A 26857-nucleotide genomic window follows, 5' to 3' on the forward strand; every position below is an offset into this window, starting at 1 on the left:
AAATGTGGGGCGACCCGCGAAAGCAATCGGGTCGGGGGATCTTCGAGCTCTCTCACAGGGGATTGCTGCCGTGTAAACGACAGTTGAATACACCGTTGTGTCCAAGACTGGTGAGGAGTCAGCAAATGCAACCACTCAGCCACAATGCCGCTGCTGCCGGTGTCGGTGGTCAGGTCGCCGCGAACGGCGCGCGGGGTCTCGCCACCGGCACTGCCGCGACGGCGCAGGTCACCGCACTCGCACCGGCCGGCGCCGACGAGGTGTCCGCGAGCGCGGCGCTGATGTTCGCCTCCGAAGGCATCCAGACTCTGGGCATCAACGCGCTGGCTCAAGAAGAGTTGGCCCGGGCCGGTGCGACCGTCACCCAGATCGCAGCCACCTACCAGGCTGTTGATGCCGAGAACGGCGCAACGCTGGCCTGACCGACGAGCTGATTCGAGTCGAGTGAGCCATGGCCGGCCTCGGTATACCCATCCCACCCATCTGGGGAGCATTTCCTCCCGAGATCAACACAGCGCGCCTGCAGACCGGAGCGGGAGTCGCGCCGATGGTGCAGGCCGCGGCGGGGTGGGAAGCGTTTGCGATCTCGTTGGAGACGCAGGCCGACGAGTTGGCGGCCAGCCTGGCGTCGCTGGCTCAGATGTGGCAGGGGATGGCCAGCGAGCGCGCGATCACGGCGGCGATGCCGATGGTTGTCTGGTTGAGGACACTGTCGCTGCAGGCACACAAGCGCGCAGTTCAGGCCTCCGCGCAGGCCACGGCCTGGTCGACGGCGGCAACGACCACGCCGCAGCTGCCGGAGATCGAACTGAACCACGTCACGAATGCGGTCCTCAACGCCACGAACTTCCTGGGTGTCAACACGGTGCCGATTGCGGTCAACGAGGCGGACTACGTCCGGATGTGGAATCAGGCCGCCGGGGTGATGACCGCGTACGAAGCCGAGACGATGCTCAACTCGACATTCGAGCCGGTGCCGCCCCCCAAGCCGATCGTGCTCCCTGGTGGCGCCGAAGCCGCCATGGCTGTCGGCATGGCCGGTGCCGCCCCGATGGTGGCCGGTGCCGCGGTCCGCAACGCGACGTTCGCCAAGGTCAGCGGCTACGGAAAGTTCGAGGAGGCCAACCAGAAGGCGGGCCGGATGGAGCAGGTCGCCAACCAGGCCGCCAACCAGGGTAGGTCGCCCGCAGATCAGGCGCAGACCTTGCAGCAGGCACCCCAGCAGGGCATGCAGATGGGGATGCAGATGGCCTCGCAGCTCGGTTCCACGCTGGGTCAGCTGCCCCAACAGATGATGCAGGGGGTTACGCAGCCGTTCCAGCAGCTCACTCAGCCGCTGCAGCAGATGTCGTCGATGTTCGGTCAGATGGGCGGCATGATGGGCGACAAAGGGGCGCAGGTCGGAATGCTCGGCGCTACCCCGTTTTCGAACCATCCCGCGATCGGCGGCAGCGGTGCCGCAACCGGTGCGGGCATGGTCCGGGCCGCGTCGCTGCCTGGGGCCGGCGGCACAGCGGCACGCACCCCCCTGATGTCGAATCTCGTGGGCAAGGAGCTCGGGCCCACGCTGAGTCCGGTCGCCGTGGGAGCCGGCGCGGCGGCGGGTGCCGCCGCCGCAGGACTGGCCCCCGTCGGCAGTGGCGGCGGGATGGGCGGACCGATGGGAATGATGGGTCAGCGCGGCAAGAGCGGCGGCAACAAAGCCGGACTCAACGCGCCCGCGCCCCTGGAACACGACCTCAGCGAGGACGAAGAGGACGACTGGTGATCGTCCCCAGCAACTTGCCGACCGCCTGGGTCGGGAGGGCCTGCCGAGTCGGCGGGAGCACAGGTAAAGAGAGAGAAGGTCAGCAATGGCATTGGTGAATGCGGATACTCCGCAGTTAATGGCGGAGGCGGCGAACTTCGACCGGATCTCCGGCGAGCTTCAGTCCGTCCTCGCCCAGGTCGAGTCGACCGCAGCGGGTCTGCAGCAGAGCCTGCACAGCGAGGGGGCCGGGCAGGCCGCGCAGGCAGCGCTGCTGCGTTTCCATGAGGCGTCGAGTCAGCAGATCCGTCTGCTCACCGACATCTCGCAGAACATCCACACCAGCGGTACCTCGTACCTCAACACCGACGCGCAGAACGCAGATGATCTCGCGGCGCAGATGAAATTCTAGGCCGGACTCAAAGGGAAACGGAGAACACAAGTGGGACAGATCAACTACGAGTTCGGCGCCATCGAGGCCGGTGCCGGCGAGATCCACGCGGCGGTCGGCCGTACCAGTGGGCTGCTCGACGAGGGGCAGGGGTCGCTTGCCCGCCTGCAGGGCGCCTGGGTCGGCGACGGCTCGATGTCGTACCAGGCCGTCCAGCAGCGCTGGGACGCCAACTCCACAGAGCTCAATCTCGCGCTGCAGCAGCTGGCGCAAGCGGTCAGCAACGCCGGTACCACCATGGGCGGCACCGAGAACGCCGTGATCGGAACCTTTACATAAGCGGCCGGGGAGCACGTTGGTGGGCGTCCACGACAGATGTCGGGCTCGCCCACCACGTGCACCGCGGCCTCCTTGCCAAATATCTGAGAGGTACACATGTCGGCCGACTATGACCGGCTGTTCCACTCCCCGGACGCCGTGCGAACGGCCGATGAGGATGCGGACAGCGACACTCCGCCAGCCGGTCGGGACGTCGCGGCACCACAGGGTGGGGTGATCCGAAACGACGCGACTCCTCCGGCGATGCCGGCCGCGGCTCCGCGTACACAGGCTGCCGCCGCGCCTCCACCGCGGCAGACCGAGATCACCAGCCAGATTCCGCCGACGCAAACAACGGGCCCGCAGCGCATTCCGAACAACGGGATGATGCGCGCGCCGCAGTCCTCGTCGTCGGGCGCACGCCACGAGCAGCAGCGTCCGTTGCCGGCTCCGGAACCGCGCCCGGCGCCGGCACCCGCGCCGTCGCGGCACTTCGCCGACGGTGAGGGCGCCCACCGGCCCGTTGTGCAACCCGCTCCGACGTCGGCGGCGTCGATGGGCAACCACCGTGCGATCGACGCCCTGTCCCACGTCGGGGTCCGCAGCGCGGTGAAGATGCCCTCACAGCGTGGGTGGCGACACTGGATCTACCTGCTGAGCCGCATCAACCTCGGGCTCTCGCCGGACGAGATGTACGAGATGGACCTGCATGCCCGCATCCGGCGCAACGCCAGGGACTCCTATCAGATCGGTGTTTTCGGTCTGAAAGGCGGAGTGGGCAAGACGGCGGTGACCGTCGCGCTCGGGTCGGCGCTCAGCAAGGTGCGCGGAGACCGGATTCTCGCGATAGACGCCGATCCTGACGGCGGCAACCTGGCCGACCGAGCCGGGCGGCAGTCGGCGGCGACCATCGCGGACCTGTTGACCGACAAAGAGTTGCACCGCTACAACGACATTCGCGCGTACACCAGCATGAACGGCGCGAACCTCGAAGTGCTGTCCTCGGAGGAGTACAGCGCGGCGCGGCGCGAATTCAACGACGAGGACTGGCGGGCGGCGACGGAGATCGTGTCGCGTTACTACAACCTGGTGCTCGCCGACTGTGGCGCGGGACTCTTCCAGCCCGGCGCTCGGGGCGTGCTCTCGACGGTGTCGGGTCTGGTGATCGTGGCGAGCGCCTCGATCGACGGTGCCCGCCAGGCGGCGATCACGATGGACTGGTTGCGGCAGAACGGTTATCAAGACCTGCTGGGTCGGTCCTGCGTCGTCATCAACCACGTCACGCCGGGCAAGCCCAACATCGACGTCGAGGATCTCGTGCAGCAGTTCGAGCGGCACGTACCCCCGGGTCGGGTGATCGTGCTGCCGTGGGACAAACACATCGCCGCGGGCACCGAGATCCAGTTGGATCTGCTGGGCAAGCAGTTCGGGCGCAAGGTCATCGAGTTGGCGGCTGCGCTCTCCGACGACTTCGACAGGCTCGAACGGCGTTGACCGCGACGGCCGCACACACGTCGTCGACCGCCGTCACCCCCGGTCGGCCGTCGACCACGCGGGTCACGATCCTGACCGGTCGGCGGATGACCGATCTGGTACTGCCCTCGACGGCGCCGATCGAGACCTACGTCGACGAGACCGTGTCGGTGTTGGCCGAAATCCTCTCGGACACACCGGCAGACGTGTTGGCGGGCTTCGATTTCAAGGCGCAGGGGGCCTGGTCGTTCGCGCGTCCGGGTGCCCCGCCGATCAAACTCACCGAGTCCCTCGACGAAGCCGGCGTGGTCGACGGTTCGCTGCTCACCATCGTTCCGGTCAGTCGCACCGAACGCTACCGGCCGCTGGTCGAGGACGTCATCGATGCGATCGCGGTGCTCGACGAGACTCCGGAGTTCGATCGCACGGCGCTGTACCGATTCGTCGGGTCGGTGCTTCCGTTGGCGGCAGCTGCCGTCACCACCGTGGCGATCCTGTCTTGGGCTTCCACGGGGCGTGAGTGGTGGTGGGCGGTCGTCCTGGGCGTGCTGGGTCTGGCACTGCTGGGCGGCAGCGTGTTGTCCCAGCGCAGGTTCGGCAACCTCGACATGGCCGAGAGCCTGCTGGTGTCCTCGCTGCTCACTCTGGGTGGTGCGGTCGCGCTGGCGGTGCCACTACCACGCGGGGTCGAATCGCTCGGGGCACCGCAACTCGCCGCGGTGGGTTCGCTGCTGCTGCTGATGGTTCTGGCGAGTCGGGGTGGGCCACGGCGTCGAGCAGAGGTGGCCGCGTTCCTTGCGGTGGTCGCGACCGCGGTGACGATCGCCGCGGTGGCGTTCGGGTACGGGTGGAGCAATTGGGTGCCGGCGGGGGCGATCGCGTTCGGGCTGATCGTCGTCACCAACGCAGCCAAGCTCACGGTGGCCGTGGCCCGGATCGCGCTGCCACCGATCCCGGCGCCCGGCGAAACGGTGTCCAACGACGAGTTACTGGACCCGGTGACCACGCCGGACGCATCCGAGGAGTCGGAGACCTGGCAGGCGATCATCGCCTCGGTGCCCGACTCTGCCGCACGCCTGACCGAGCGCAGCCGGCTGGCCAAGCGACTGCTGATCGGATTCCTCACCGCAGGTGCATTGATCCTCGCGGCCGGGGCGATAGCGGTTGTGGTGCAAGGGCACTTCTTCAAGCACAGCATGATCGTGGCGGGCCTGGTGATGGTTGTGTGCGGCTTCCGCTCCCGGCTCTACGCCGATCGGTGGTGCGCCTGGGCGCTGATGGCGGCAGCCGTGGCGATCCCGACCGGCGTGATGGTTCGGCTGTGTCTGTGGTACCCGGAGCGGGCCTGGCTGGTGCTGGGCATTTACACCGCAGTCGCGTTGGTAGCGGTGGTCTTGATCGGCGCCACCGAGGGCGTCCGGCGGGTTTCGCCGGTCACCAAGCGGATTCTCGAGCTACTCGACGGAGCCGCGATCGCGGCGGTCATCCCGATGTTGCTGTGGATCGCCGGGGTGTATGACCTACTACGCAACCTGCGGTTCTAGGGGATCAGCCATGGGCAATCCACCTCCTCTGTCGGTAGATCCGGAGCAACTGGGTACGGCGGGCGGTGAGCTGTTGACGTCAGCGGCTCAACTGCCCTCGGCTCCGCCGCCGTTCGCGCCCGTGGGCGCAGATCCGCTGTCGGCTGCGATCATCGGGCAGATCCCCGAGGTCGAGGGGCCGGTGATGACCCAATTGCCCGCGGTGCAAGCGAAGTCGACGAAAACCGCGAGCAACGTCGTCGCCGCGGCACAGGCGTACTCGTCGACCGATCAGCAACTCGGCGGGCAGATCAGCCAGGAAATGCAGAATCTGCCGGGCGCGCCGGGTACCGCATCAGGCGATCCGGCGCCTGCCGCCGGCTCGGATTCGATGAGCCAGATGATGGGCACGCCCATGCAGATGGCAGGTCAGATGGCGCAGATGCCCATGCAGGCCATGGGCGCGGCGGCAGCGGTGCCTCAAGGTGTCATGCAGGGAGCCCAGCAGGTCGGCCAGCAGGTCCAGCAGGTCGCTGGCCAGTTCGGTCAGGGCGATTCCGGTGGCCAGACCGGACTTGGTGAGCAAGGAGATTCAGCGGCCGAGGCCAGCAGCGCGGGCGGTGAGTTTCCGGACGGGGAGCGCGACACGGAGCGCGACGGCGCGGCGGCGGCGGACCCGGGCGCCGAACGCGCACCGGACACGACGGACCACGAAGGTGCTGCGGCGTCATCGGGTCCTGGACGTCACCGCGCCGCCGAACCGGACGACAGGATCGATCTGTGAGCTGTATGGGTCGACCGACGACCGCTTAGGGCAGCCATGCACCAGATCGTCATTCCGACGGCGTCGTAGCGTTCACCGCAGAAGCCTGCCCCGACGCTGCCGCCAGGACGTTCTGGACCCGCCGGCGGCGTTCCTCGATCGCCTTGCCGATGTCCTTCAGCAGCAAGGGCTTACGCATGGCCAGCTCTTCGATGTCATCGCGGTCGATCTGCAACACCGTGACCTCTTCCAGCGCGACGGCGCTTGCGGTCACCGCTTCGCGGGTCAGCGCGCTCTGACCCAGGAAGTCCCCGTGGTGCAGAGTCCGCACGGGCAGTTCTCCGCCGGTCTCGTCGCTGACGGTGAGCTGCACCCGCCCCCCCATCACGAACATCATCTGGGTGGGCAGCTCGCCCTGCATCTGCAGGATCTCACCGGCGCCGTAACGGGTCAGACGCACCTTCGGCAGCAGGAGCTCCTGCTCGGTGCCGGTCAGGCGCAGTGTGGACGCGATCTCCTGCAGCTGCTGCTGAGTTCTGTCTGAGGTGGCGAAGTCGTCGTTGGCCAGGTCGAGGTGAAGACCGGCTCGTCGGGCGGCGTACCAGGCCCACCGCAGGAAGGTGGCGCGCGCCGGTCCGTCATCGGCGGGGGAGCGCAACGGGATGCTGGTGCGGTACTCCGTGGCACCCGCCGGCATCGTCGACGGCCGTTCGTCGGCACGAAGCTGCGGCAGGCGGGCGGCCACGCGTGACAGTGTCGCGCAGACCACGTCGGGCGAGTCGGTGGCGGCGAACACCGTCGACACCGAGATGGCGTGTGTCCCGCCCGGCCGACTCAGGTTGGTGAACGAAGCCCCGGCCAACACCGAGTTCGGCATCACCTGCAAGCCGCTGCCGGTTTCGAGGTGGGTTGCGCGCCAGTTCACCTCGACCACACGGCCACGCGCGGTGGGAGTATCGAGCCAGTCGCCGATCTGGAAGGGCTGCTCGAACAACAGCAGCAGGCCTGAGACGATCTGGCCGACAGAGTTCTGCAGCGCGAGGCCCAAGACGATGGAGCTGACACCCAGCGCGGTGAACAGTCCCCCGACATTGGCGCCCCAGACCACCGACAGGATCAGCGCCAGGCCGATCGCGATCATCGCGAAACGCGCGACATCGAGGAAGATCGTCGGCAACCGCTGGCGCCAGCTTCCTTCCGGGGCACTGTCGAAAAGGGTCGCGTTGAGACCGGACAGCAACAGCACCAGCACGACGAACCCAAGCGTCGTCGACACGATCCGGACCGGTGTCGTGTGCACCGACACCTGGTTGGCACCGGTCAACAGCACCAGCAGCGCCGCCAGCGGCAGAATGTAGTTGCGCAGCAACTCGACTGGCCGGGTCAATGCGCTCCCGCGACGGTCGAGCGCGCTGCGCAGTTCGGTCAGTGCGATCAGCCCGATCGGCAGCCCGACGGCGACCGACACTGCCCAGTAGAACCACGGCTGGTCGAGATACTCCACGGCTAGCTGCTCTCCGCGAGGCGGTAGGTCTGTTCGTCGGTTCCGTCGTGGCTGATGACGGCGGCGGGGGTGAAGTCGTGGAAGTCGCGCACCACGTCGTAGACCCGGGAGGTCACATAGACCCCGGGTTGCGAGGCCCCGCTGCGGACCTGGTGGGCGAGATTGACCGTCTTGCCCCACATGTCGTAGGCGATGCTGGTCTTGCCGATCAGCCCGCTACCCACGGTGCCGGTGTCGATGCCGGCTCGCAGCTGCAGGTTGTAGCCGCTCTCGGCGTTGTACCTGTCGATGATGTGCTGCATCTCGATCGCGAAATCCACAGTGCGGCGCGAGTTGTCCAGACGCGGTTGGTTGAGTCCGCAGCTGGCCAGGTAGCCGTTGTGCATGGTGCGGACCTGCTCGACGCCCAGATTCTCGGCGGCGGCATCGAACTGGCGCACCAGCTTGTTGACGACCTTCAGCGACTCCTCGGGTGTCAGCTGCGCGGAGAGCTCGTCGAGCCCGACGATGTCGGCGAAGATGACGCTGACGTCCGGGTGGTCGAGAGCGATGTTCTCCTCACCCTCGCGGTAGCGCTGCACCACCGATTCCGGCATCAGGGACAGCAACAGTTTGGTGTTCTCTTCGCGTTGTTCGACCAGGAGTTGCTCGTGCAGGGACAGGTTGCGGCTCATCTCGTTGAACGCCACCGTGAGGTCGCCGAACTCGTCGAGGGAACGCAACGGAAGCACGACGCCGTAGTCGCCGGCGCTGATCTGCCGGGAACCCTCCTCCAATCGCTTGATGGGCCGCACGAATCGGCGGGCGAGCAGCATCGCGATCACACACACGATGAAGATGATCGCGGTGGTCGACAGCACCAGCGTCCGGGTGAACTTGGCGACGGGAGCGAACGCTTCGCTGGCGTCGATCTTGGCCACGATGTTCCAGCGCAGTTGGTCGTCGGGAATCGGCGCGTAGGCCTGCAGCGTCCTGCGCCCCAGGTAGTCGTCGGCGATCAAGGTGCCGGTACGTCCCTGGTCGGCCAGGCGGGTGGCTTCGGTGCCGGCCGGTTGGATGAGCACGGTGGTTCCCTGCTGGATCGCCGCGTCGGCCACGTCGGGGGGAGTGCCGGCCGCGACCACCTCGGAGCGGTAGGCATCGGGATTCTCGAGGAACAGCCGGGAGTCGGAGCGCATCAGCTCGTCGGCGCCCACCAGGAACGTCTCACCCGTCGTTCCCATCCCAGCTTGCGCCCACTGCTTGTCGACGGTCATCAGACGGTTGATCTTCGACATCGGCAACTGCAGCGCCAACACCCCGGTGACCTCGTCGAGCGGGCCCACGGGGCTGACCATCCACGCCGTCGGTTCCAGCGCGGGTTGGTAGGCACTGAAGTCCGTCATCTCGACGTAGTCGAGCGCGTTGCTCTGCATCGCGTCGTTGAACGCCTCGGTGAGGTCGCCGCCGCGGAACGGGCCGTCGAGGACGTTGGTGCCGAGGTCGACGCCCTTGTTGGCGCTGTAGACGACGTTGCCCTGAGTATCGATGAGCAGCGCGTCCTCGAACTCGAAGCGGTTGACGACGGTGCGGAAGAAGTTGTTGAACCGCAGGTTCGCGGCCGACCAGGCGCTGTTGTCGCCGGCATCGTCGACGTCGATCCGCTCCGACGACTTCTCGAACGGTATCGTGTAGTGGATCTGCAGGTACTTCTGCGCGTACGACGTCGGCAGAAGCGCCGGAACATCCAGTTGGACGCCGGTTTTGGCTTCCTCCTCAGGGGCGAAGATGTTGGTGTAGTAGTCGACCAGCGCTTGCTCCTGGGCGGGATCGATCGGGGACGCGTCGGGGTTGTCGAGTTCGTTGAAGCCGTTGGTGTACGCGGCCATTGCCGTTCCGGCGTTGCTGGTTCGCGCGAACAGGATGATCGAGTTCTTCATGTCGTTGAGTTCGCCGGTGATCTGGCGGCTCTGGGATTCCCGGAGCTCGGTGAGGCGGTCGAAGGCTGCGGCACGCAGCGACGTGCGGCCCGACTCGAAGCCGATATAGCCCACGACGGCGACCGACAGGATGCTGGTGACCAGCAGCATCAGCAGAAACTTGGACTGGATGCTGATCCGCGAGAGCACCTTGCCGAGGTGGCGGGGCAGCTCCACCGGGTAGGCAGCCTCGGGGTCGACACCTTTGGTCTTGAATCGCCGCGTGGTCATCGGCACATGACACTATCCTGCTGCGGCTGCCTCCCGATGGCACTTTGGCCGGGGGAGACCCATCTCATCAAACCGACGCGTCGGTGTGGATCGCGTCAGCGACGAGCACCGCGAGGTGCTGCCAGTACACCCAATCGGCGATGGTTCGCCGTTGGGAGGCTGGCTCGGCAGCGGTATGGGCGCGGTGCAGAGCCAACTCTTGGGCGTGGTTAGCGTAGGTGATGAACGCCTCGAGGTGTGCCACACCGCGGTGGGGGCTGGTGCTCATCAGAGGTTTGGCCACCTCGAACCACAACATGGCGGACTCATCTGCGGGGCTTGTGGTGTCGGCCGGTGCGGGTGGCAGCAGCTCGGTGAGGCCGAGATCGCTGACGGCAGCCAACCGTTCGGCAGCTGCTGGCGCGATGACTTCTAACCGGTTGCGGCCCTGCATCTTCCCGTCGTCGGGGATGTCATCCTGGGTGAGAATGATCTTCGCGACGCCGGGATCGAAGTGAGCGAACTGCTCCTCGGTGGCAACCACCGCGCGCAGCTTGGTGTCGTGGTGCTGGGCCCAGCCCTGGACCGCCAGGATCGGGTAGGTCGCCCACTTGGCGCGTTCGGCCAGCGGGATGGCTTCGTCCGCCGTGGCCATCCGCACCTGCTCGGGGAGGTTCACCCCGTCGGGGATGTAGGCCAGGCCGTAGCTGTTGGCGACCACGATCGTGCCGTCCATGGTGACCGCGGTGACCCAGAAGAAGCCGAAGTCCATCACCCCGACGTTGAGGGCGGCGCCGATATGGCGGGCCCGCTGGACCGGGTTCGCGCCGTGGCTGCTGCGCCGTAGCGCGCCGGCGGTGGCGGCCGACTGGATCGCATCACGCTCGGCGCGGGCGGTGGAGACCGGTACGGGCGCGGGTGCTGCGGAAGCGCCGCTGGCTGCCGACATGGGGGCGACGCCGGGGCCGGTCGCGGCCGCCGGCGCGACACTGGGTGCCCCGGGGGCGGGCGGTCCGGGTGGGGCCGGCGTGGTCGGGGGCCCCAGCGGCATCGGCGGGGCCGGGCTCCCACCGCCGGTGGGTGTGGGGCCGACCGGCGCGGCACCAGCGCCGCCGCCGGACATACCGCCTCCGCCGGCCGCGCCGGATGAGGCACCGCCGCCGGGCGGAGGCGCTGCTGCGGCAGCCTGGTTGGTGGGCGCCGGTGCCGGGGCGGGTGACGTCGCCGGCGCGGACGACGCCAGCGGGGGCTGGCTCGTCATCGGCTGCAGCGGGGTAGTTGCCCTTGCGGATTTGGCCGTATCGGCGGGGGTGGCGGTGGTCGGATTCGCGGCGCCCGCGCCGGTTGGGGAAGAGGTGCTCGGTGAGCCCGATGTGGAAGGACTGGCAGGACTGGAAGTCGATGGCGACGACGGGGAGCCCGCGCCGCCCGACGATGAACCGGATGTACTCATCGGACTAGATGGCGAGGACGGGCCGCCCGACGGACTCGAAGTGGTGAGCCCTCCAGAGCCGTGGGCGCTGCCAGCTTCCGCAACTGAGGGACTCTGAGGACTAACGCCCGGTTGTGTTACCGGGGGCGAAGGGGTGCCCTGGTCGGGAAACCTCTCTAAGGCCGCGGGAGGCGCCGAACTCGCGGGCGCGGGTGCGGGTGTCCGCGGTATAGAAGAAGCTTGGCGTCTTACGGTTTGAATGGGAGGCGTGGCGGGGCCGGGCTGAACGGGTGTCTGTGGCTCGGAAGATGTGACCGGCGGTATTGCGCCGCTGGGTGCAGTCCACGAGTCAAAAGCAGGGACCTGTGTGCTCCCAGCTACGACATCGGCAGTATTTACAGCATTCTGCGAAAGAACATAGCCGCGCACGAGCTCTTCTTTCGCCTCTGAGTCCAACTCCGGCAAGCTCCGGATCGTACGGATCATTTCCTGCGCGTTTTGGAGGTTTCCGTTTACAACGGATTTAACTCCGCTGACTAGCTCGGCTAGCATGTTGTAGTACGCATAGGCCTTGCCGAGATGTGCTTCTAGAATTGACATCTCAGCGAGACGCTGCTTTACAGAAGAATCTCCAGCGTCGGCACCACCGCCGGACCAAACACCTCCTTCGAAGATGGCGCCGCTCTGTTGCTGCCACTTTTCTAGTACTGCATGTACCTGGTTCCGGAGATCCAAAAGGTTCTGGCCGCGCGAGGACAAGGTGGCCTCATCGATTTCCGGCCACCCATTGGGGTGGGTCATTTCTTCGATGTATTCGCCCGAGATCTTGTCGATGCCCATATTGCTAACCCTTGGCTGCTTGGCACGCTTGCTCGACCGCCACAACCAATTCCGACGCGGTGCTGTTCAGGTAGTTGTCGGCAGGTGTATAGCTCGGTATTGCCTGTACGTATGCTCGCTGGTACTGAGCGGCTAAGGATGCGAAGTCGTTCAGTGTCGGATTCTGGCTAATCGCGCCGAGATTCTGCAGTTGACCGGCATTGGTCTGAAGAATCGCCGTAATACTTGTGAAAAGGTCCTCCTGTTCTGTCGACCATTGACTTGCCGGCAGGTTTGGATCGACCGCTTCGGCCCACCGATCCGTATCGGCGTTGAACCGCTCCGATGTAGAAGCCCATTCATTGCAAACGTTCGATGGCTGTTCCATGAAGCGCCGAGGTTCAGCGGGGTCACCCGCCCTAGCAACTGATATTGGAGGGACGCCTGGGCTGACAAGAGGACTGCGTGCAGCTGCCGAACCATAAGTAATCGCAGCACAAATCCATACGATCGCGCCCGACGTGCTATTTGCAACAAGGGCGATCGAATCGTGCGCGGAGGTGTACGTAGCGAGGCTGTCGGAGTAGGCACGCCAATATGCGATGGACTGTTCGTACAGTTCGCGCATTACACGGTGCGGTGTGAGCTTGGCCAAGGCCACTGTTTGGTCGGCCGCGTTTATCATTGCGCGACCGACCTCCTCGTACTGCGACCGTTGTTGCGGTGTCCAGTCGGAGGAAGGAATTGTTGGATCCCGCTTGGCCCAGCCGTTCTGCTGTTTCTCGGATAGTGTGCGCGCAACCGGTTCCCATGCCGCACATGTCGGATCCTCTGTGATGATTCCGACCGGACCCCGATCGTCAGCACTCGCAATGTCTGACGTATTAACGGACTCGCTTGGCGGCGGTGATGCAATCGGCGAGTTTGATCCGTTCGACCCGTCGCGGGTGAGCAGCAAGGTCGTCGTAACCGTGACGACGACAACCACCAGCAGCGCGAGTCCGCCGAGAATCCACTTGGAGCGATTGCTGCTGTTCTGAGGCGGTGGGCCCCACGGTGGCGGCGGGGGCCCCCAGCGTCTTGGTGCTTGTGGCGGCTGGGGTGGCCAAGGTCCGGAAGGCGGTGTGGTCACGTGCGGCACTTCCGATCGTGCCTAGTCATCCCCATTCCTCCCAGGTCAACACGACCCGTCGCGGGGTCGATCGTGATGCCGACCTAACTAGCTTACGAGAGGTCGGGGAGTGGCCATGCCGCTGATTTCCGTCGCAGCCATTAACCTCCCACTCCTGAACCGATGCCAGCACCGACCAGGAACGTCACGATCGTCAGCGGGATCACGGCCAGCGACACCACCAGACCCGTGCCGAACCGTCTCACCGCGCCCGATGCGAGCATCAGCGGGAAACCGACGATGACGAGTGCTCCGAAACCAACGCCGACCTCGATGAGCCGCAGCATGATCAGCGTCAGGTAGGTAGTTCCCAGCAGGACACCCAATAGGCCGGCCGGCCCGAAGAACTCGCCGAATTTGATGTCCCGGTTCATATCGTTACAGCCGACGCGAGGAGTATGAAAACCGCGGCGACGGCACCCGCGACCGCCGCGCCGGTCGTCCAAGAAGAAGACCGGCGCGCCAGCCAGACCGACCCCAGCACAAGCACGAGTTCCACTATGACCACAGGGATAACCGTGAAGCCCAGCAGGCGTGCACCGCTTCCCTCGAAGGCCATCTTCGTCGGCAACAGCAGAAGCAGGGCCGCCGAAAGCAGGATCGGCACCCCCCAATGTGGCTGCGGCCCAAAACGGTGTGTCTTGTCGTTGCCACCACTGCACCTGATCACTTCGAGAATTCACTCAGGCGCTCCCAAAGAACCACGAGTCTTGTCGGTCGGTCCGAAATCGGTGGGGTATTGGGGTCGAGACGCAGCAGAACGGGTGACGCGGTCGGGTCGCGACACCTGCACCAGCGATACCGTCGATCCCATGCGGCCGCTATTCAGGCCGTTGCTCGGACACCTCCGCAGTGATCTCCGCGACCACCGCGTCGAGCCGCTCGCGATCGACGTCGATCGCGGCGCTCGCCTCGGCGCTGGCCTTCTGCAGCGCTTCGTTCACCCGCTGCTCGACTGTCTCCGCCCCCAGCCGCAACAGGCCGTCCTGGATGTACACATCCTTGAGCCAGTGGTGACCGTTCAGCGTCACCTCGACGGTCTCGGTGTCATCGGTGGCGGTGAAGGAATCGTTGGCCATCTTGTCGAGCTGCTCGTCCATCAAGGACTGCAGTCGCCGCGCCTGCCGCAGCACGGCGGCGACCTCGGGATGCATGTCGTCCGTCACTGCGATTCCTTCTTGGTGTCGTCGGGAGTTCCTCGGCGCCGAACCCGATTGCCGATGACGGCCTCAGTCCACGGCCGCTCCTCGGTGTAGAGCTCCTCGTCCTGGGAAAGCTGAGGGTTGCGCTTCTTCTCGCCGGTGTTCCCGCCCTGGCCGGCGCCCATCATCGGCGCCATACCTCCCATGCCGCCAGCCATTCCGCCGCCTGCCGCCCCACCACCTGCGGCTGCCGCCGGCGTCGTGGGAACCACCACCGGAGTCGGTCCCACCGTCTCGGCGCTGACCGCCGGCTGCATGGGTGCGCTGGGTACTCCGCCGCCGCCCCCCGCGCCCGAGCCGCCGCTGGCTGCAGCGGGACGCAGGCTCGGGTCTGTGGGCAGCTTCGGGTCGCCTTTGGCCCCCGGCATTGCCCCACCCGGTTGACCCGCGCCGGGGGATCCGCCGCCCGGAGACCCGCCCGGCGGGCCCCCACTCGGTGCTCCGCCGCCCTGCTGCCCACCCTGCGAGGCGCCTTGCTGCGCTCCCTCGGATGCCTGCTCCGTCGCCGACATCGGTGACACTGCCGGTTGTTCGGTGGGCGGTGCCCCTTCCGACGACTGAAGCCCACCGCGTGCCTGCTGGGCACCGATGCGCTCGTCACCGGGTTCTCTGGCCGGTACGCCCCGGCCACGTGGATCGCCGTTGCCGGTGACCGGCATGGCGGGCGCCGTGGAGTTCGGCCGAGGCTCCGGCGGCGGAACCTGTGTGGGATTGCCGCTGGCGACGTATGTTTCGCGAACCGCCTCCGACTGATGCTGAAGCTGCTCCATCTTCAGGCTGAGAGTGCGGGCCGCGCTACCGCCGGCGGCGATGGCTGCGGGCATCTGGGCTTCCAGCGACTCGTACTCCACCCGAATCGGCTCGTGCGTCGAGCGGGCGGTCTCGTGGGCGGCGGCCAGCGTATTCGCCTGCGCGGCGAGTTGCTCCCACTTGCCGGCCAGTTCGACCAGCCAACCCCCGAACCGTTGAAACTTCGTGTAAGCCGCATCAGCCGCGGCGCCTTCCCAGTTCTCGATCTTGATCTGGAACGGTTGCGCTGCTCCGAGAAGCGTTGTCGCATTGGCCGACCATGCTGTGGCCGCGGCCCGCAGGGAGGCGGCGTGATCGCCACCGTTGAGCAGCATATCGGCCCGCTTGACGTCGACGAACCCGTCCTGGTCGGCTGTCACGGGTCGAAACGGAGCCATCGGAACGGGGGCGGTCGGCTCGGGCACACTGTTGGATCCGACCGGGACGGGGGGCGGCGGTGCAGGCGGCGGTCCACCCGCGATCGTGGCGTCGATACTGGCTTTTGCTGTCTCGTCGACGCGCCGGTACGCGCTCCCGACCAGTCGGAGGGTGTCGGCCAGTCGGCGGCTCTCCTCGATGCCGTACTTCTGGTAATCGGCAAGCGCCGCAGCGTTGTTGGAGAGGTTGGTCACCGCAGTAGAGGAAGCCTGTAGCGAGTCCGGGCGGCTCAGTGACACCTCGCCAGGATCAGCACCCCACGGGATGTCATCGACGATGCGTGCCTTACGGTCCAGATCGTCTGGGTCGACCTTGACTTCGTCCCCCGCCATTTACCCCTCCAGAACCATCTGGTAGCGACTCTCCTCGCGCGGGTTGATCAATCGGATGGGTAGCTGCTTGTGCCGCGGAGTGTCGATGAAGTTGTTGCGCAGCATCACTCGGCCGATTCCCGGATGGGTTCCCAGGTAGGTTGTGGCGTTCGGCCAGGCGACTTTGGCTTCCGGGCCGATACGTGCGTTGATGTAGCCGGCGAACTCCCGGAACTGCGGGTCCAGGGTGATGACTGCACCCGCTGCGGCCGAGCGCACGACGAACTGGGTGAACAACCGGGCATCGCCGAGGTTGATGCTGGCGTCGACGTCATCGAACGGCATGTACACCGGATAGCGGTCGGCGGTCTCACCCACCAGCACTCCCGCCGACCCGATCGGCAGCTCGTAATGGCGGTCGGTGACCGGACTCTCGCCCAGCAGGGCAGCCCGCTGCCCACCGTAGAGACATGAGAATCCCCGCGGCGTGGACGGCTGTGCGAGCGTGGTCAACAGCACGGTGGTGGTCGGGGCGACGCCGGGAGCGATGCGCACCCGTGTCAGCGTGTGGTCCGCCCTCGCTGACCACCAGGTGTCGGGCCCGCCCGCCGCGGTGTAGGCGGCGGTGAACGTGCTGCGGCCCTTGATCATCGACCAGGTTTCGCGCTCGAAGCTGATCTCGGTGGCCCTGTCGTAGTCGTCGAAGCTGCGCGCGGGTCGGGCGTCGATACCATTGCTGGCCAAGTGATCTGCGATCCGCGTCGTCGACGCAACCAGATACTGCGCCAGGCCCGAGACCCCGCTGTCGCGGCGCAACGCCGACTTTCGGGTGGTCTCGGGATCGGCGCGCAGCAACAACCACGTTCGCCGGTTCGCCGGCGCCGGGTAGGGGCCGACCACCTGCTCGTAGAGTGCCACGAGCGCCGCGGGCGCGGTCTTGCCGACGCGGTATCCCGCCGACACCATGTCGGCTTCCAGGTCCGGGCAGAAGCCGGTCAGCAGGTCCTCGACCAACCGGGTGTGGACGACATCGTCGGTGAACGCCTCACCGTTGACGATCACCGTCGGGGTGAACGGGCGGGGGGCCAGCTCGATCGCCGACACCATGTGGTCGCCTTGCCAGCGCACCGCGACATGGTCACCCGGCATCACGGTCGCGCCGACCGCTGGTTCGGATGGCGGCGCCGGGGGCTGCCGGTGCCGTCGTCGCCATGCGAAGAGAGCGGCGACCCACCCCGTGGCCCGGCGACCGCGCACCGTCAGCACCGACGCGAGCCCGATCAGAACGCCCAGCGTGATGCCCAACCACAGCATGTCGAGTTCGGAGAACAGTAGGACGCACCCCGGGATCAGCGCCGCCGCCCAGAGCGCGTGGCCGGTGGTGAACCGCAGCCCGAACACCGAGAGGAACTTGGTCATCGGCGCCTCAGCGCCCGTCTGGCCAGCGCCCCGATACCGAGCAGCGCCGCGAGGCTGGTACCGACGACGACCACCCCGGTGATCGGCGCGCGGTCGGGAGGCGGAATGTGCACCGGCGCGGGAATCTCCTTGACCGTGTAGGGGATGTCCGCCGGTCCGGCCGGGACGTCCCACGTCAGCGCGGCGACCGGATCGATGACACCGGCGCCGACGACGTTGTCCACGCCGCCGCCCGGATGTCGGGCGGTCGCGGTGATCCGGTTGATGATCTGTGCCGGCGTCAGGTCGGGGAAGCGCTGTTTGAGCAGCGCCGCCAGCCCCGACACGTACGCCGCGGAGAACGACGTGCCGCTGATCGGGATGGGGCCGTCCTCACCCTGCAGCGCGTTGACGGGGTTGCCGTCGTAACCCAACGCCACCAGGTTCTCGCCCGGTGCGGCGGCCCCGACCCAGGGTCCGTGCATGGAGAACCCGCTGGGTTGCCCGTTGGGGGCGATGCTGCCCACCGTCAGCACCAGTGGCGAGTACCAGGCCGGAGAGACGATGGTCTGCACCTCCTGCCAGCCGCGTGGGTCGGCGGGCACGGCCGGGTCCGGCGGGGGGTTCTGGGTGCAGTCCCCGCCTGAATTGCCTGCGGCGACAACGATCGTTGTGCCCTTGACGTTGACGGCGTAGTGAACCGCGGCACCGACGACCCGTTCGTCGATCCGGCGGGTCACCTTGTAGCACGCGGCCTCGCTGATGTTGATGACCTGCGCGCCGATGTTGGCGGCGTGCACGATCGCCCGGGCCAGGCTGCGCAGCGAGCCCGCGGTCTGCGTGGCGTTGGGGTCGTTCGGGTCGTTGCGGGCGCCCACCGGCGAGAAGCTGTCCGATGTCTGCCGCAACGACAGGATCCGGGCATCGGGTGCCACCCCGATGAACGCATCTGTCGGAGCCGGTCGTCCGGCGATGACGGCCGCGGTGAGGGTGCCGTGTGCGTCGCAGTCGGACATTCCGTCGCCGGCCTGGTCGACGAAGTCGCCGCCGGGCTCGGCCGGGACTCGAGGCGAACCGTTCACCCCGGTGTCGATCACCGCCACAGTTACTCCGGCACCCGTTGCGAACTTCTGCGCGTCGGCCAGCCTGAGGTAGTCATTGGGCCACGGCCTGTCGGCGAAGTTCGAGTTCGGGAACTCCGTCGGTGCCGCACAGATGCGGCGCTGCTCCATCGGCTGGTCCGGCCCGGTTTCATCCGGTGGGATCGCTGCGGGGTCGATGACCGGGGGTTCGATCGCCCCGACCGGGGGCGCCGTCAGGAGCACCAGGATCAGTGCCGAAAGAAGCGCACCTAACCGGCGCACGCGTCGTCACCCCCTGAAACACCCGACCATCGAACTGTGTGCCGGCACATCCGCAGCAAACTCGATGCTGCCGTCGGGGCCACACAAAAATTCTCGTCGAGCGTACTCACCGATTGCACCAGGCAATCGTAAGGGGGCCCCGAGAGGGGTCATTCCGCTTTCTTGCGCCGGAACTGCGTTCCAGCAGGTGCGCACTCGCAGATTGCCTGCTGGAATACCGTTCCGGCGGGGGAACCCGGCGGGGATGGAACCTAGGCGTCGAGGTCCTGCTCGACCAGGTCGGCGACGGTGTTCAGGGCGGCCTCGTCCTCTGACTCCACGGTCACCTCGGCGCCCTTGCCGGCACCCAGGGTCATGATCATCAGCGCCGAACCGGCGTCGACGGGCTCACCGCCGTCGGTCGACAGCGTGACCGGAACACCGGCGTTGACGACAGCCTCGGCGATGATGGCGGCGGGACGGGCGTGCAGGCCGATGGCCGAGCCGACGATGACGGACTTGCTGGGCATGGATTCTCCTTATTTGTGGGTGAGGTTGTCAGTGAGGTGTAGCGGTCAGGGGGCGACGAGCTCGGATTCTTGCTTGGCGCCGGGCTTGATGAACTGCTTGGCGGCGACGACCGCCAATGCGGCGGCCACCATCCCCGCCAGGATCGCGATGATGAAGCCGAACTTGTTGTCGATCGCGAACAGCACGAAGATGCCGCCGTGCGGCGCCCGCGAGGTCGCACCGAAGGCCATGCACAGCGCGCCGGTGATGGCTCCGCCGAACATCATCGACGGGATGACGCGCAACGGGTCGGCCGCCGCGAACGGGATGGCACCTTCGGAGATGAACGTCGCACCGAGAAGCCAAGCGGCCCGACCGTTCTCCCGCTCCGGCTCACTGAACAACGCGGGCCGGATGGTGGTGGCCAGCGCCATCGCCAGCGGCGGCACCATCCCGGCCGCCATCACCGTCGCCATGATCTCGAACGACGCGGTGGTGGCCGCCGCCAGCCCGGCGGTGGCGAACGCGTAGGCGGCCTTGTTGACCGGCCCGCCCAGGTCGAAGCACATCATCAGGCCGAGGATGATCCCCAGGACGATCGCCGAGGTGCCGGACAGGCCGCTGAGCCATTCGGTCAGGCTGGTGTTGACCCAGGCCAGCGGGCGACCGACCAGGAAGAACATGATCAAACCGACGAACAGCGACGCGAACAGCGGAGTGATGACCACCGGCATGAGACCGCGGAACCATTGGGGCACTTTGATATTGCTGATCCACAACGCCGCGAAACCGGCCATCACGCCGCCGACGATGCCGCCGATGAAGCCGCCGCCGATGAACACCGCCAGCGCACCGGCGGTGAATCCCGGAGCGATACCGGGACGGTCGGCGATCGCGAACGAGATGTAGCCGGCAAGCGCGGGGACCAGGAAGCTGAACGCCAGCCCGCCCAGAGTGAACAGGATCGCCCCCAGGTACTGGGCGAACCCGCCCGGGGGCAGATCGGTCAGCGAGTTGTTCAGCGCGATGTCGTTGCCGGTCTCGGTGATGTCGTAGCCCGCGAACAGGAAGCCCAGCGCGATCAGCAGACCGCCGGCCGCGACGAACGGGATCATGTAGCTCACGCCGGTCAGCAGGATCTGGCGGGTCCGGGTGCCCCAGCCGACATTGCCCGACGGGGTGTCCTCGGCCGCCCCCGCGGAGCCCTCCACCCGCGCTGCATTCGGATTATCCGCTGCAGCAACGGCTTCGGCGACCATCTTGGCCGGCTCGTTGATCGCGCGCTTCACGCCGGAGGCCACCACGGGCTTGCCGGCGAACCGGCCCTTGTCCTTGACCCCGACGTCGGTGGCGAAGATGACGGCGTCGGCCTTGGCGATGGTCTCGGCCGGCAGCGGGGTGCTGCCCGAGGAGCCCTGGGTCTCCACGACCAGCGTGACGCCGGCCTCCTTGGCCGCGGCGGACAGTGCGTCGGCGGCCATGTAGGTGTGCGCGATCCCGGTCGGGCAGGCGGTGATCGCGACGATCGACTTGGCCGGCTTCTCCTCGGCGGGGGCCGCGGGCGCGCTCGCCGGCGCCGCCGCCGGAGCCGGGTTGACCACCCCGTCGACGAGGTCGACGATCTCGGCGGCGGTGCCCGCGGTGCGCAGCGATTCGACGAAGTCCTTGCGCACCAGAGCCCTTGCCAGACTGGACAGCAGCTTCATGTGCTCCTGGCCGCCGGAGTCGGGGGCGGCGATCAGGAACGCCAGGTCGGCCGGGCCGTCGGGCGCACCGAAGTCCACCGAGGGCCGCAGACGGGCGAACCCGATCGTCGGGGAGTCGACGTACGGCGAGCGGCAGTGCGGGATCGCGATGCCGCCGGGCAACCCGGTCGCGGACTGTTCCTCGCGGGCCATCGCCGCACCGATGAGACCGTCGGCGTCGTTGGTGCGGCCCGCGGCGGCGAGGCTGCCCGCCAGCTTGGTGATCACCGCTTGCTTGTCACCCTCGACATCGGTGTCGAGCAGCACCAGATCAGCGGTGATGATCGGTGGGGAGGAGGTGGAGCTAGTCATGGCACTACTCTCGTCTTTCGTCGTCACTGGTTGGCAGGAATCGGTGAGATCGGCGAAACCTGAACTGCATTGAGGTCGACCTCGGCGGGGGTGGGCAGAGTGGTCCCTGGTAGCGCGGCCGCGGCGCTGCCGTAGGCGACGGCCATCTGCAGCCGCTGAGGCGGCACGGCCCCACCGACTTCGGCGCGGACGTATCCCGCCAGCGACGAGTCGCCGGCGCCCACGGTGCTGCGCGGGACGATCGGCGGCGGGGTGGCCATCCAGGCGCCGTTCTGGTCCACCAGCACCGCGCCGGCGGCGCCGAGGGTGGCCAGCACGGCTCCGATGCCGCGGTCGATCAACTGACGGGCAGCCGACACCACGGGCCCCGGATCTCCCTGTTCCACAGCATCTTCCAACGCCTGCGCCGACAAACCGAGCACGCTGGCAAGCTCCTCGGCGTTCGGCTTGATCAGGTCGGGGGCGCCGCGGTCCAGCGCGGCGACCAGCGCTGCCAGCGGCGCGTCGGAGGTGTCGACCGCGACCCGGCACGGGCGCGAGGCCAGCAGCGCGACCACCTCGCCGTACCAGCTGTGCGGAATTCCCGGGGGCAGCGACCCCGACATCACCACCCAGGCGGCGCCGTCGGCGGCCTCGAGCACCGCGTCGGTCAGCGCGCGCACCGCCGCCTCGTCGAGTGCTGCACCCGGCTCGTTGATCTTGGTGGTGGTGCCGTCCGGCTCGGTGATGGTCAGGTTGGTGCGGGCAGGCTCGGCGGTCGGCACGATCCGGTAGGACACCCCGACCGATTGCAGGGCGCTCACCAGCGGGTCATTGGTGGCAGCGGGCAGCACGGCGAGCGAATCGACGCCGGCCAGGGTCAGTGCGCGGGCGACGTTGACACCCTTGCCCCCGGCCTGGCTGGTGACCGACGTGACGCGGTGCACCGCGCCGCGGGTCAGCGGCGACGGCAGCGTGACGGTGCGGTCGATGCTCGGGTTGGGGGTGACGGTGACGATCACGGTTGACCTCCTGCGCAGATGACTTCGATACCCTGCTCGCTCAGCTCGGCCTTGTCGGCGGCACTGATCTCCGGGTCGGTGATGAGGGTGTCGACGCTGGTGATGGGGGCGAAGCTGACGAAGTCCTCGCGGCCCACCTTCGAGGAGTCCGCGGCGACGACGACATAGTTGGCGGCCTGCACCATCGCCCTCTTGACGGCGGCCTCGTCGCTGTCGGGGGTGGACAGCCCGTGGCGCACGCTGAGCGCGTTGGTGCCGATGAACGCGATGTCGACCCGCAGCGTGTCCAGCACCCGCAGTGTCTGCTCGCCGACCGCGGCCTGGGTGACGCCGCGCACCCGGCCACCGAGCAGTTGCAGTGACACCGACGGGACTGTGGCCAGCCGGGCGGCGACCGGTACCGAGTTGGTGACGACGACCAGCGGTCGATCCGTGGGCACCCGCCCGGCGATCCGCATGGTCGTGGTGCCGGCGTCGAGCAGCACGCTGGCGCCGCTGAGGGGGAAGAACTCCGCCGCGGCCGCCGCGATCGCGTCCTTGTGTTCGGAGCGGGTGACGTCGCGTTCCCCCACACCGGGCTCGACGAGGTGCAGCGCCCGGACCGGGACGGCGCCGCCGTGCACCCGGCGCACGACGCCCGCCTTGTCCAGGACGGCCAGATCGCGCCGCACCGTCTCGGTGGTGACGTCGTACGCCTGGGCCAGTTCGGTGACGGAGGCGCGGCCCTTCGCCATCACCAGCGAGGCGATGGCTTGCTGCCGCTCTTCGGGGTACATATGGCTCCGTTTATGTGGGTCTTCGCCCTGTTCGATGTTGATATGTTTGGTTTTACTCTTGAACGTGTTGACTTGTCAACGTTTTCTTGTAACCTGGTTCACATGACAGCGTCAACTTCGCTCACATCACCCGCCATCGATTCGGGAACGGTGCTGCAGGGTGTCCCCGTCGTCCCCGGGGTCCAGTACGCACCGGTGATCCGTCCCGGCAAGCTGCCCGAGGTTGATCGGGAGTCCACCAAGGACCTCGCCGAAGAGGAGCGGCCGGCCGAGGGGGAGCGCTTCAACGCCGCGGCAGCCGCCGTCGCCACCCGGCTGCGGGACCGTGCCGGGAGCGCCACCGGCGTCGCGTCCGAGGTGCTCGCCGCAACGGCAACCCTGGCCCAGGACCGCGCCTGGCTCGGCGCGACGGAGAAGCGGATCAAGGAAGGCGCCCCCGCGGTGCGCGCGGTCGTCGGCGCCGTCGACCAGTTCGTCGACATGTTCACCAAGATGGGTGGGCTGATGGCCGAACGGGTCACCGACCTGCGTGACATCCGCGACCGGGTGATCGCCGAGCTCAACGGTCTGCCCGAACCCGGCGTCCCGGTGCCCGACAAGCCGTCGATCCTGTGCGCCGAGGACCTGGCGCCCGCCGACACCGCAGGGCTGGACCCCAAGCTCGTCGTGGCGCTGGCCACCACGCTCGGCGGTCCCACCAGCCACACCGCGATCATCGCCCGGCAACTCGGCATCCCGTGTGTCGTGGCCGTCGCCGGTCTCGACGACGTCCCTGCCGGGACGATGGTCATGGTCGACGGAACCCGCGGCACCGTCACCGTGAACCCTGACGAGGCGGCGGCCCGCGAGGCCGTGGCCGCCGCGCAGCGCGCCGCAGCGCAGGCAGCGAACTGGTCGGGCCCGGGGGCGACGTCCGACGGGCACGCCGTCGCCGTGCTCGCCAACGTCCAGGACGCCGCCGCGGCCCGCTCCGCCCGGGAGACCCCGGCCGAGGGCATCGGGTTGTTCCGCACCGAACTGTGCTTCCTCAACACCGACACCGAACCGACCGTCGAGGAGCAGGCCGAGATCTACGCCGAGGTGCTCGAGGCGTTTGCCGGGTGCAAGGTCGTCATCCGCACGCTCGACGCCGGCTCGGACAAGCCGCTCAAGTTCGCCGGGCACCCCGACGAGGCCAACCCCGCGCTGGGTGTCCGCGGCATCCGGATCGCCGAAAACAACCCCGGCCTGTTGACCCACCAACTCGAAGGGATCGCGGCCGCCGCCGAACGGTCCGGCAACCAGCCGTGGGTGATGGCGCCGATGATCGCCACCCCGCAGGAAGCGGAACGCTTTGCCGCCCAGGCACGTTCGCTCGGGCTCACCCCCGGGGTGATGATCGAGGTGCCCGCGGCCGCGCTGCTCGCCGAGCAGATCCTCGAGCACGTCGACTTCCTGTCGATCGGGACCAACGATCTGGCGCAGTACACGATGGCCGCCGACCGGATGTCGGCCGAACTGGCGACGCTCACCGACCCGTGGCAGCCTGCCGTGGTTCAGCTGGTGGCGATGACGGCCCGGGCCGGCGCCGCAGTGGGCAAGCCCGTCGGCGTCTGCGGTGAGGCCGCGGCCGACCCGCTGCTGGCGTGTGTGCTGACCGGCCTTGGGGTGACGTCACTGTCGGCGGCCGCGGCCGCGGTGCAGAACGTGGGCGCGAAGCTCGCGCAGGTCAGCCTGGCGCAGTGCCGGGAAGCGGCCGAGGCCGTGCTGAAGACGGCGAGCGCCGCGGACGCCCGCGCGGCGGCGCTGGCAGTGCTGGGCTGAGGGTTGGCGCCTGTCTTTGCATGCGACAGGAACGTAGACGTCGGACGGAGGTGATCAGTGTGGCGGACTACCTGCACCTGTCGTGATTGACGACGTGATCGGGACACAAGCTGGTCCTGTAGGTTACTCAGGCTGACTGCACTTTCTTACGTATGGCTGCACCAAATCTGCACTTGTGCAGCACAATCTGAGATGCACCCTACCCAAACTTGGCGGCAGGGAACAACGATCTCGCTGCAGAGATCGGCCAGCGCATCAATGTGGTTCTGCGTGCCACGATGGACTCGTCGACAATCGCTCAGTGAGATATGCCCGGCGGTGTCAGGTCGCCGCGCCAGATAGCCGCCGCCTTGCGCAGGACCTAATTCCGCCGATGGCGTGGTACGGGTGGCGCGTGAGCGTGGCCCCGGAGTGTTTCCTCAGGGTAGGGCTTTGGCACAACGACATCCTTCCAGCCTGACCCCCGATAGAGATCTGGGTTGTGCCTGTAGTTGCCCTGCTGAGAGGTTCAGTCTGACCGAGCCCCAGATCGACTCCTTGCTTTGTCACTCGTTGATGAGCCGATGAGCAGCCGCAGCAAGCGACTCGTGCAACGGAACAGCGCGGCGGTCGTCGTAAACTCCTGTCACGATGTATGGCTTACCATCCGCTCCTACGTTCACACCGCCGGTAAGAGTGAGGCCGCCGTTCGCCAGCGTTTCCCCGCTGATCTGGACATAACCCTTACGGCCCCCATAACCCCAATGCTCCCAGACCCGTCCGCTTGGAGTTACAAGTACCAGAGTGGTGTCGAGACCGGATCCTCTTCTATACAAGGCATATCCACTGGGAGACAGTCGCGGCAGGTGAAAAGACCCAGTTCCCATCTGGTACCGCTTCGGTCTAACTCGTTCACGCACAGCATGAAGGAAGTCGTCAAGCATCCGCCGCACTACCGGTGCTGCCGCGTCCGCCATCCGCCGCGTCGCGTCGACTTGCGACTGCTGTCGAGCTTGGGCCTGCTGCGCCGCAGCCTCTTGCCTGCGAAACGCTTCGTCAAAGCTAGACATGGTGAGAGCATAGGACCCCCCAGCAGCAGCCCGGCGATATTTGGTAGGAGCCAGACACCGGAGTAGGCGGCGGCAACCGGAACGTGAAACGCACAGGATGAATCTCTGGAAGATCCGCGTCTGGACCCGGATTATGCAGACTCCAGTGCGAATCGTCAGCGCGGAGGAGCAAACATGCAATACGAGTGCACGGTCGTTGATCGCGACAAAGCAGGCATTGACCAACACATGGCTCAGATGGCCGGTGGCGGTTGGCGACTGGTGTCCGCCTCCAGCTCCGGCACCTTTGCCGGCATCTTCCTGTTTTGGGAGAAGTACTAGAGCACTGCTGCCCAGCGGTACCTCTCCGGTGCTTTTGAGCCTCCCGTGGCCTATTCCGGGCTATTGGGGCCGCGCACGAAGGGGCCCGGGTCACGTTTTGCGATTTCGGTGTCCACACCCTCGCCCTGTGACTGGGTCACCCCTTGACCGCGTGGTTTGCAGGAAATGAAGCGTTTCGTGAGACAAACGGTGGTGCAGCTTGCGTGAGACAGATCGAATCGTTGCTCTTCGGGGCAATGGCCGTATTCAGCTGTGCGTGAGAACCTACAGGTCCGTTCCTACCGAACCGGGCCGTCGCGGGTGTAACGATGTTCGTGGTCACCATCCGCAGGGCTATACACCCGAGCCAACGTGCCTCGCGGAATTCGGAGGCGAGCGCTGAGGTCAGCGAGTACATCCGGGCACGGGTGGCCCCTCCACGTCGGGGAGCCCTCCTGACATCCAGCGAGCATTTCTGCGTCGGTACCTGGTTGCCTGCGAAACGGCCTGCCTTCCGGCTCGTTGCCGGCGCTACGAACGCCGTTCGTTGGCCATCGGATGGCGGCCGTTA

The 26857-nt window shown here is 67.1% G+C and carries 24 protein-coding genes; 10 read left to right on the forward strand and 14 right to left on the reverse strand.

Features of this window, described 5'->3' with window-relative positions; genetic code table 11:
* Positions 1 to 125: 125 nt before the first annotated feature.
* The 7 genes from G6N53_RS05200 to G6N53_RS05230 all read left to right on the forward strand — a co-directional run bounded on the left by G6N53_RS05200 (position 126) and on the right by G6N53_RS05230 (position 6236).
* Entirely contained in the window at positions 126 to 422 is a 297-nt protein-coding gene (locus tag G6N53_RS05200) for a PE family protein (protein WP_163887538.1), read from the forward strand.
* Positions 423 to 451: 29 nt separating this feature from the next.
* Positions 452 to 1768, forward strand: a complete 1317-nt coding sequence (locus G6N53_RS05205) for a PPE family protein (RefSeq protein ID WP_163887539.1) — start codon at positions 452 to 454, stop codon at positions 1766 to 1768.
* Positions 1769 to 1853: 85 nt separating this feature from the next.
* Positions 1854 to 2159: a WXG100 family type VII secretion target gene (locus G6N53_RS05210; RefSeq protein ID WP_163887540.1), complete on the forward strand. Its 306-nt coding sequence runs from the start codon at positions 1854 to 1856 to the stop codon at positions 2157 to 2159.
* A gap of 30 nt (positions 2160 to 2189) precedes the next feature.
* Positions 2190 to 2477 (forward strand): WXG100 family type VII secretion target, encoded by a 288-nt coding sequence (locus G6N53_RS05215; RefSeq protein ID WP_163887541.1) that lies wholly within the window; start codon positions 2190 to 2192, stop codon positions 2475 to 2477.
* A 96-nt stretch (positions 2478 to 2573) separates the two neighbouring features.
* A complete protein-coding gene (locus G6N53_RS05220; RefSeq protein WP_163887542.1) occupies positions 2574 to 3950 on the forward strand; it encodes a MinD/ParA family ATP-binding protein in 1377 nt (458 codons plus the stop codon).
* Positions 3947 to 5473 (forward strand): type VII secretion integral membrane protein EccD, encoded by a 1527-nt coding sequence (eccD, locus tag G6N53_RS05225; protein WP_163887543.1) that lies wholly within the window; start codon positions 3947 to 3949, stop codon positions 5471 to 5473. Before G6N53_RS05220 ends, eccD begins: the two co-directional genes overlap by 4 nt.
* 10 nt (positions 5474 to 5483) lie before the next feature.
* Positions 5484 to 6236 carry a hypothetical protein gene (locus tag G6N53_RS05230; RefSeq protein WP_163887544.1) on the forward strand — a complete coding sequence of 251 codons (753 nt, stop codon included), beginning with the start codon at positions 5484 to 5486 and terminating at the stop codon, positions 6234 to 6236.
* A 49-nt stretch (positions 6237 to 6285) separates the two neighbouring features.
* Here G6N53_RS05230 and G6N53_RS05235 read toward each other — a convergent pair whose 3' ends face one another.
* The 3 genes from G6N53_RS05235 to G6N53_RS05245 form a co-directional block, all read right to left on the reverse strand.
* Positions 6286 to 7719 carry a mechanosensitive ion channel domain-containing protein gene (locus tag G6N53_RS05235; protein WP_163887545.1) on the reverse strand — a complete coding sequence of 478 codons (1434 nt, stop codon included), beginning with the start codon at positions 7717 to 7719 and terminating at the stop codon, positions 6286 to 6288.
* A 2-nt stretch (positions 7720 to 7721) separates the two neighbouring features.
* Positions 7722 to 9908 (reverse strand): adenylate/guanylate cyclase domain-containing protein, encoded by a 2187-nt coding sequence (locus G6N53_RS05240; protein WP_205390294.1) that lies wholly within the window; start codon positions 9906 to 9908, stop codon positions 7722 to 7724.
* Between the two features lie 67 nt (positions 9909 to 9975).
* Positions 9976 to 10659, reverse strand: coding sequence for an EspK C-terminal domain-containing protein (locus G6N53_RS05245; protein WP_237166415.1), 684 nt, complete (start codon positions 10657 to 10659; stop codon positions 9976 to 9978).
* On the opposite strand from G6N53_RS05245, the gene G6N53_RS05250 reads away from it, so the two are divergent.
* Entirely contained in the window at positions 10634 to 11437 is an 804-nt protein-coding gene (locus G6N53_RS05250; RefSeq protein ID WP_237166417.1) for a hypothetical protein, read from the forward strand. The two genes, G6N53_RS05245 and G6N53_RS05250, sit on opposite strands and share 26 nt — an antisense overlap.
* Positions 11438 to 12163: 726 nt before the next feature.
* On the opposite strand, the gene G6N53_RS30765 is transcribed toward G6N53_RS05250, so the two are convergent.
* The 11 genes from G6N53_RS30765 to G6N53_RS05305 all read right to left on the reverse strand — a co-directional run bounded on the left by G6N53_RS30765 (position 12164) and on the right by G6N53_RS05305 (position 23134).
* Positions 12164 to 13279: an ESX-1 system-associated protein gene (locus G6N53_RS30765; protein WP_163887548.1), complete on the reverse strand. Its 1116-nt coding sequence runs from the start codon at positions 13277 to 13279 to the stop codon at positions 12164 to 12166.
* Positions 13280 to 13410: 131 nt separating this feature from the next.
* Positions 13411 to 13683, reverse strand: coding sequence for a hypothetical protein (locus tag G6N53_RS05260; RefSeq protein WP_163887549.1), 273 nt, complete (start codon positions 13681 to 13683; stop codon positions 13411 to 13413).
* Positions 13680 to 13916, reverse strand: coding sequence for a hypothetical protein (locus G6N53_RS05265; protein WP_163887550.1), 237 nt, complete (start codon positions 13914 to 13916; stop codon positions 13680 to 13682). Before G6N53_RS05265 ends, G6N53_RS05260 begins: the two co-directional genes overlap by 4 nt.
* A gap of 214 nt (positions 13917 to 14130) precedes the next feature.
* Positions 14131 to 14475, reverse strand: a complete 345-nt coding sequence (locus tag G6N53_RS05270) for a YbaB/EbfC family nucleoid-associated protein (RefSeq protein ID WP_272870951.1) — start codon at positions 14473 to 14475, stop codon at positions 14131 to 14133.
* On the reverse strand, positions 14472 to 16070 hold the full coding sequence (locus tag G6N53_RS05275) for a PPE domain-containing protein (protein WP_163887551.1): 1599 nt from the start codon (positions 16068 to 16070) through the stop codon (positions 14472 to 14474). The genes G6N53_RS05270 and G6N53_RS05275 overlap by 4 nt, the downstream gene beginning before the upstream one ends.
* Positions 16071 to 17468 (reverse strand): type VII secretion protein EccE, encoded by a 1398-nt coding sequence (gene eccE / locus G6N53_RS05280; protein ID WP_163887552.1) that lies wholly within the window; start codon positions 17466 to 17468, stop codon positions 16071 to 16073. It lies immediately after the preceding gene.
* Positions 17465 to 18811, reverse strand: coding sequence for a type VII secretion-associated serine protease mycosin (mycP, locus tag G6N53_RS05285; protein ID WP_163887553.1), 1347 nt, complete (start codon positions 18809 to 18811; stop codon positions 17465 to 17467). The genes eccE and mycP overlap by 4 nt, the downstream gene beginning before the upstream one ends.
* A 251-nt stretch (positions 18812 to 19062) precedes the next feature.
* Positions 19063 to 19320, reverse strand: a complete 258-nt coding sequence (locus tag G6N53_RS05290; RefSeq protein ID WP_163887554.1) for an HPr family phosphocarrier protein — start codon at positions 19318 to 19320, stop codon at positions 19063 to 19065.
* 45 nt (positions 19321 to 19365) lie between these two features.
* The gene (locus G6N53_RS05295; protein WP_163887555.1) at positions 19366 to 21357 is read right to left on the reverse strand and encodes a PTS fructose transporter subunit IIABC; all 1992 of its coding nucleotides are present in this window, start codon (positions 21355 to 21357) and stop codon (positions 19366 to 19368) included.
* Positions 21358 to 21380: 23 nt separating this feature from the next.
* Entirely contained in the window at positions 21381 to 22358 is a 978-nt protein-coding gene (gene pfkB, locus G6N53_RS05300) for a 1-phosphofructokinase (RefSeq protein WP_163887556.1), read from the reverse strand.
* A complete protein-coding gene (locus G6N53_RS05305; protein WP_163887557.1) occupies positions 22355 to 23134 on the reverse strand; it encodes a DeoR/GlpR family DNA-binding transcription regulator in 780 nt (259 codons plus the stop codon). The genes pfkB and G6N53_RS05305 overlap by 4 nt, the downstream gene beginning before the upstream one ends.
* A gap of 42 nt (positions 23135 to 23176) precedes the next feature.
* Here G6N53_RS05305 and ptsP point away from each other — a divergent pair, with 42 nt between their 5' ends.
* The gene (gene ptsP, locus G6N53_RS05310; protein WP_163887558.1) at positions 23177 to 24937 is read left to right on the forward strand and encodes a phosphoenolpyruvate--protein phosphotransferase; all 1761 of its coding nucleotides are present in this window, start codon (positions 23177 to 23179) and stop codon (positions 24935 to 24937) included.
* Between the two features lie 1223 nt (positions 24938 to 26160).
* The gene (locus tag G6N53_RS05315; RefSeq protein WP_163887559.1) at positions 26161 to 26307 is read left to right on the forward strand and encodes a hypothetical protein; all 147 of its coding nucleotides are present in this window, start codon (positions 26161 to 26163) and stop codon (positions 26305 to 26307) included.
* The last annotated feature ends 550 nt before the right edge of the window (positions 26308 to 26857 follow it).

Origin of the sequence: Mycolicibacterium hippocampi (assembly GCF_010723735.1) — a bacterium.
Taxonomy (GTDB): Bacteria; Actinomycetota; Actinomycetes; order Mycobacteriales; family Mycobacteriaceae; genus Mycobacterium; species Mycobacterium hippocampi.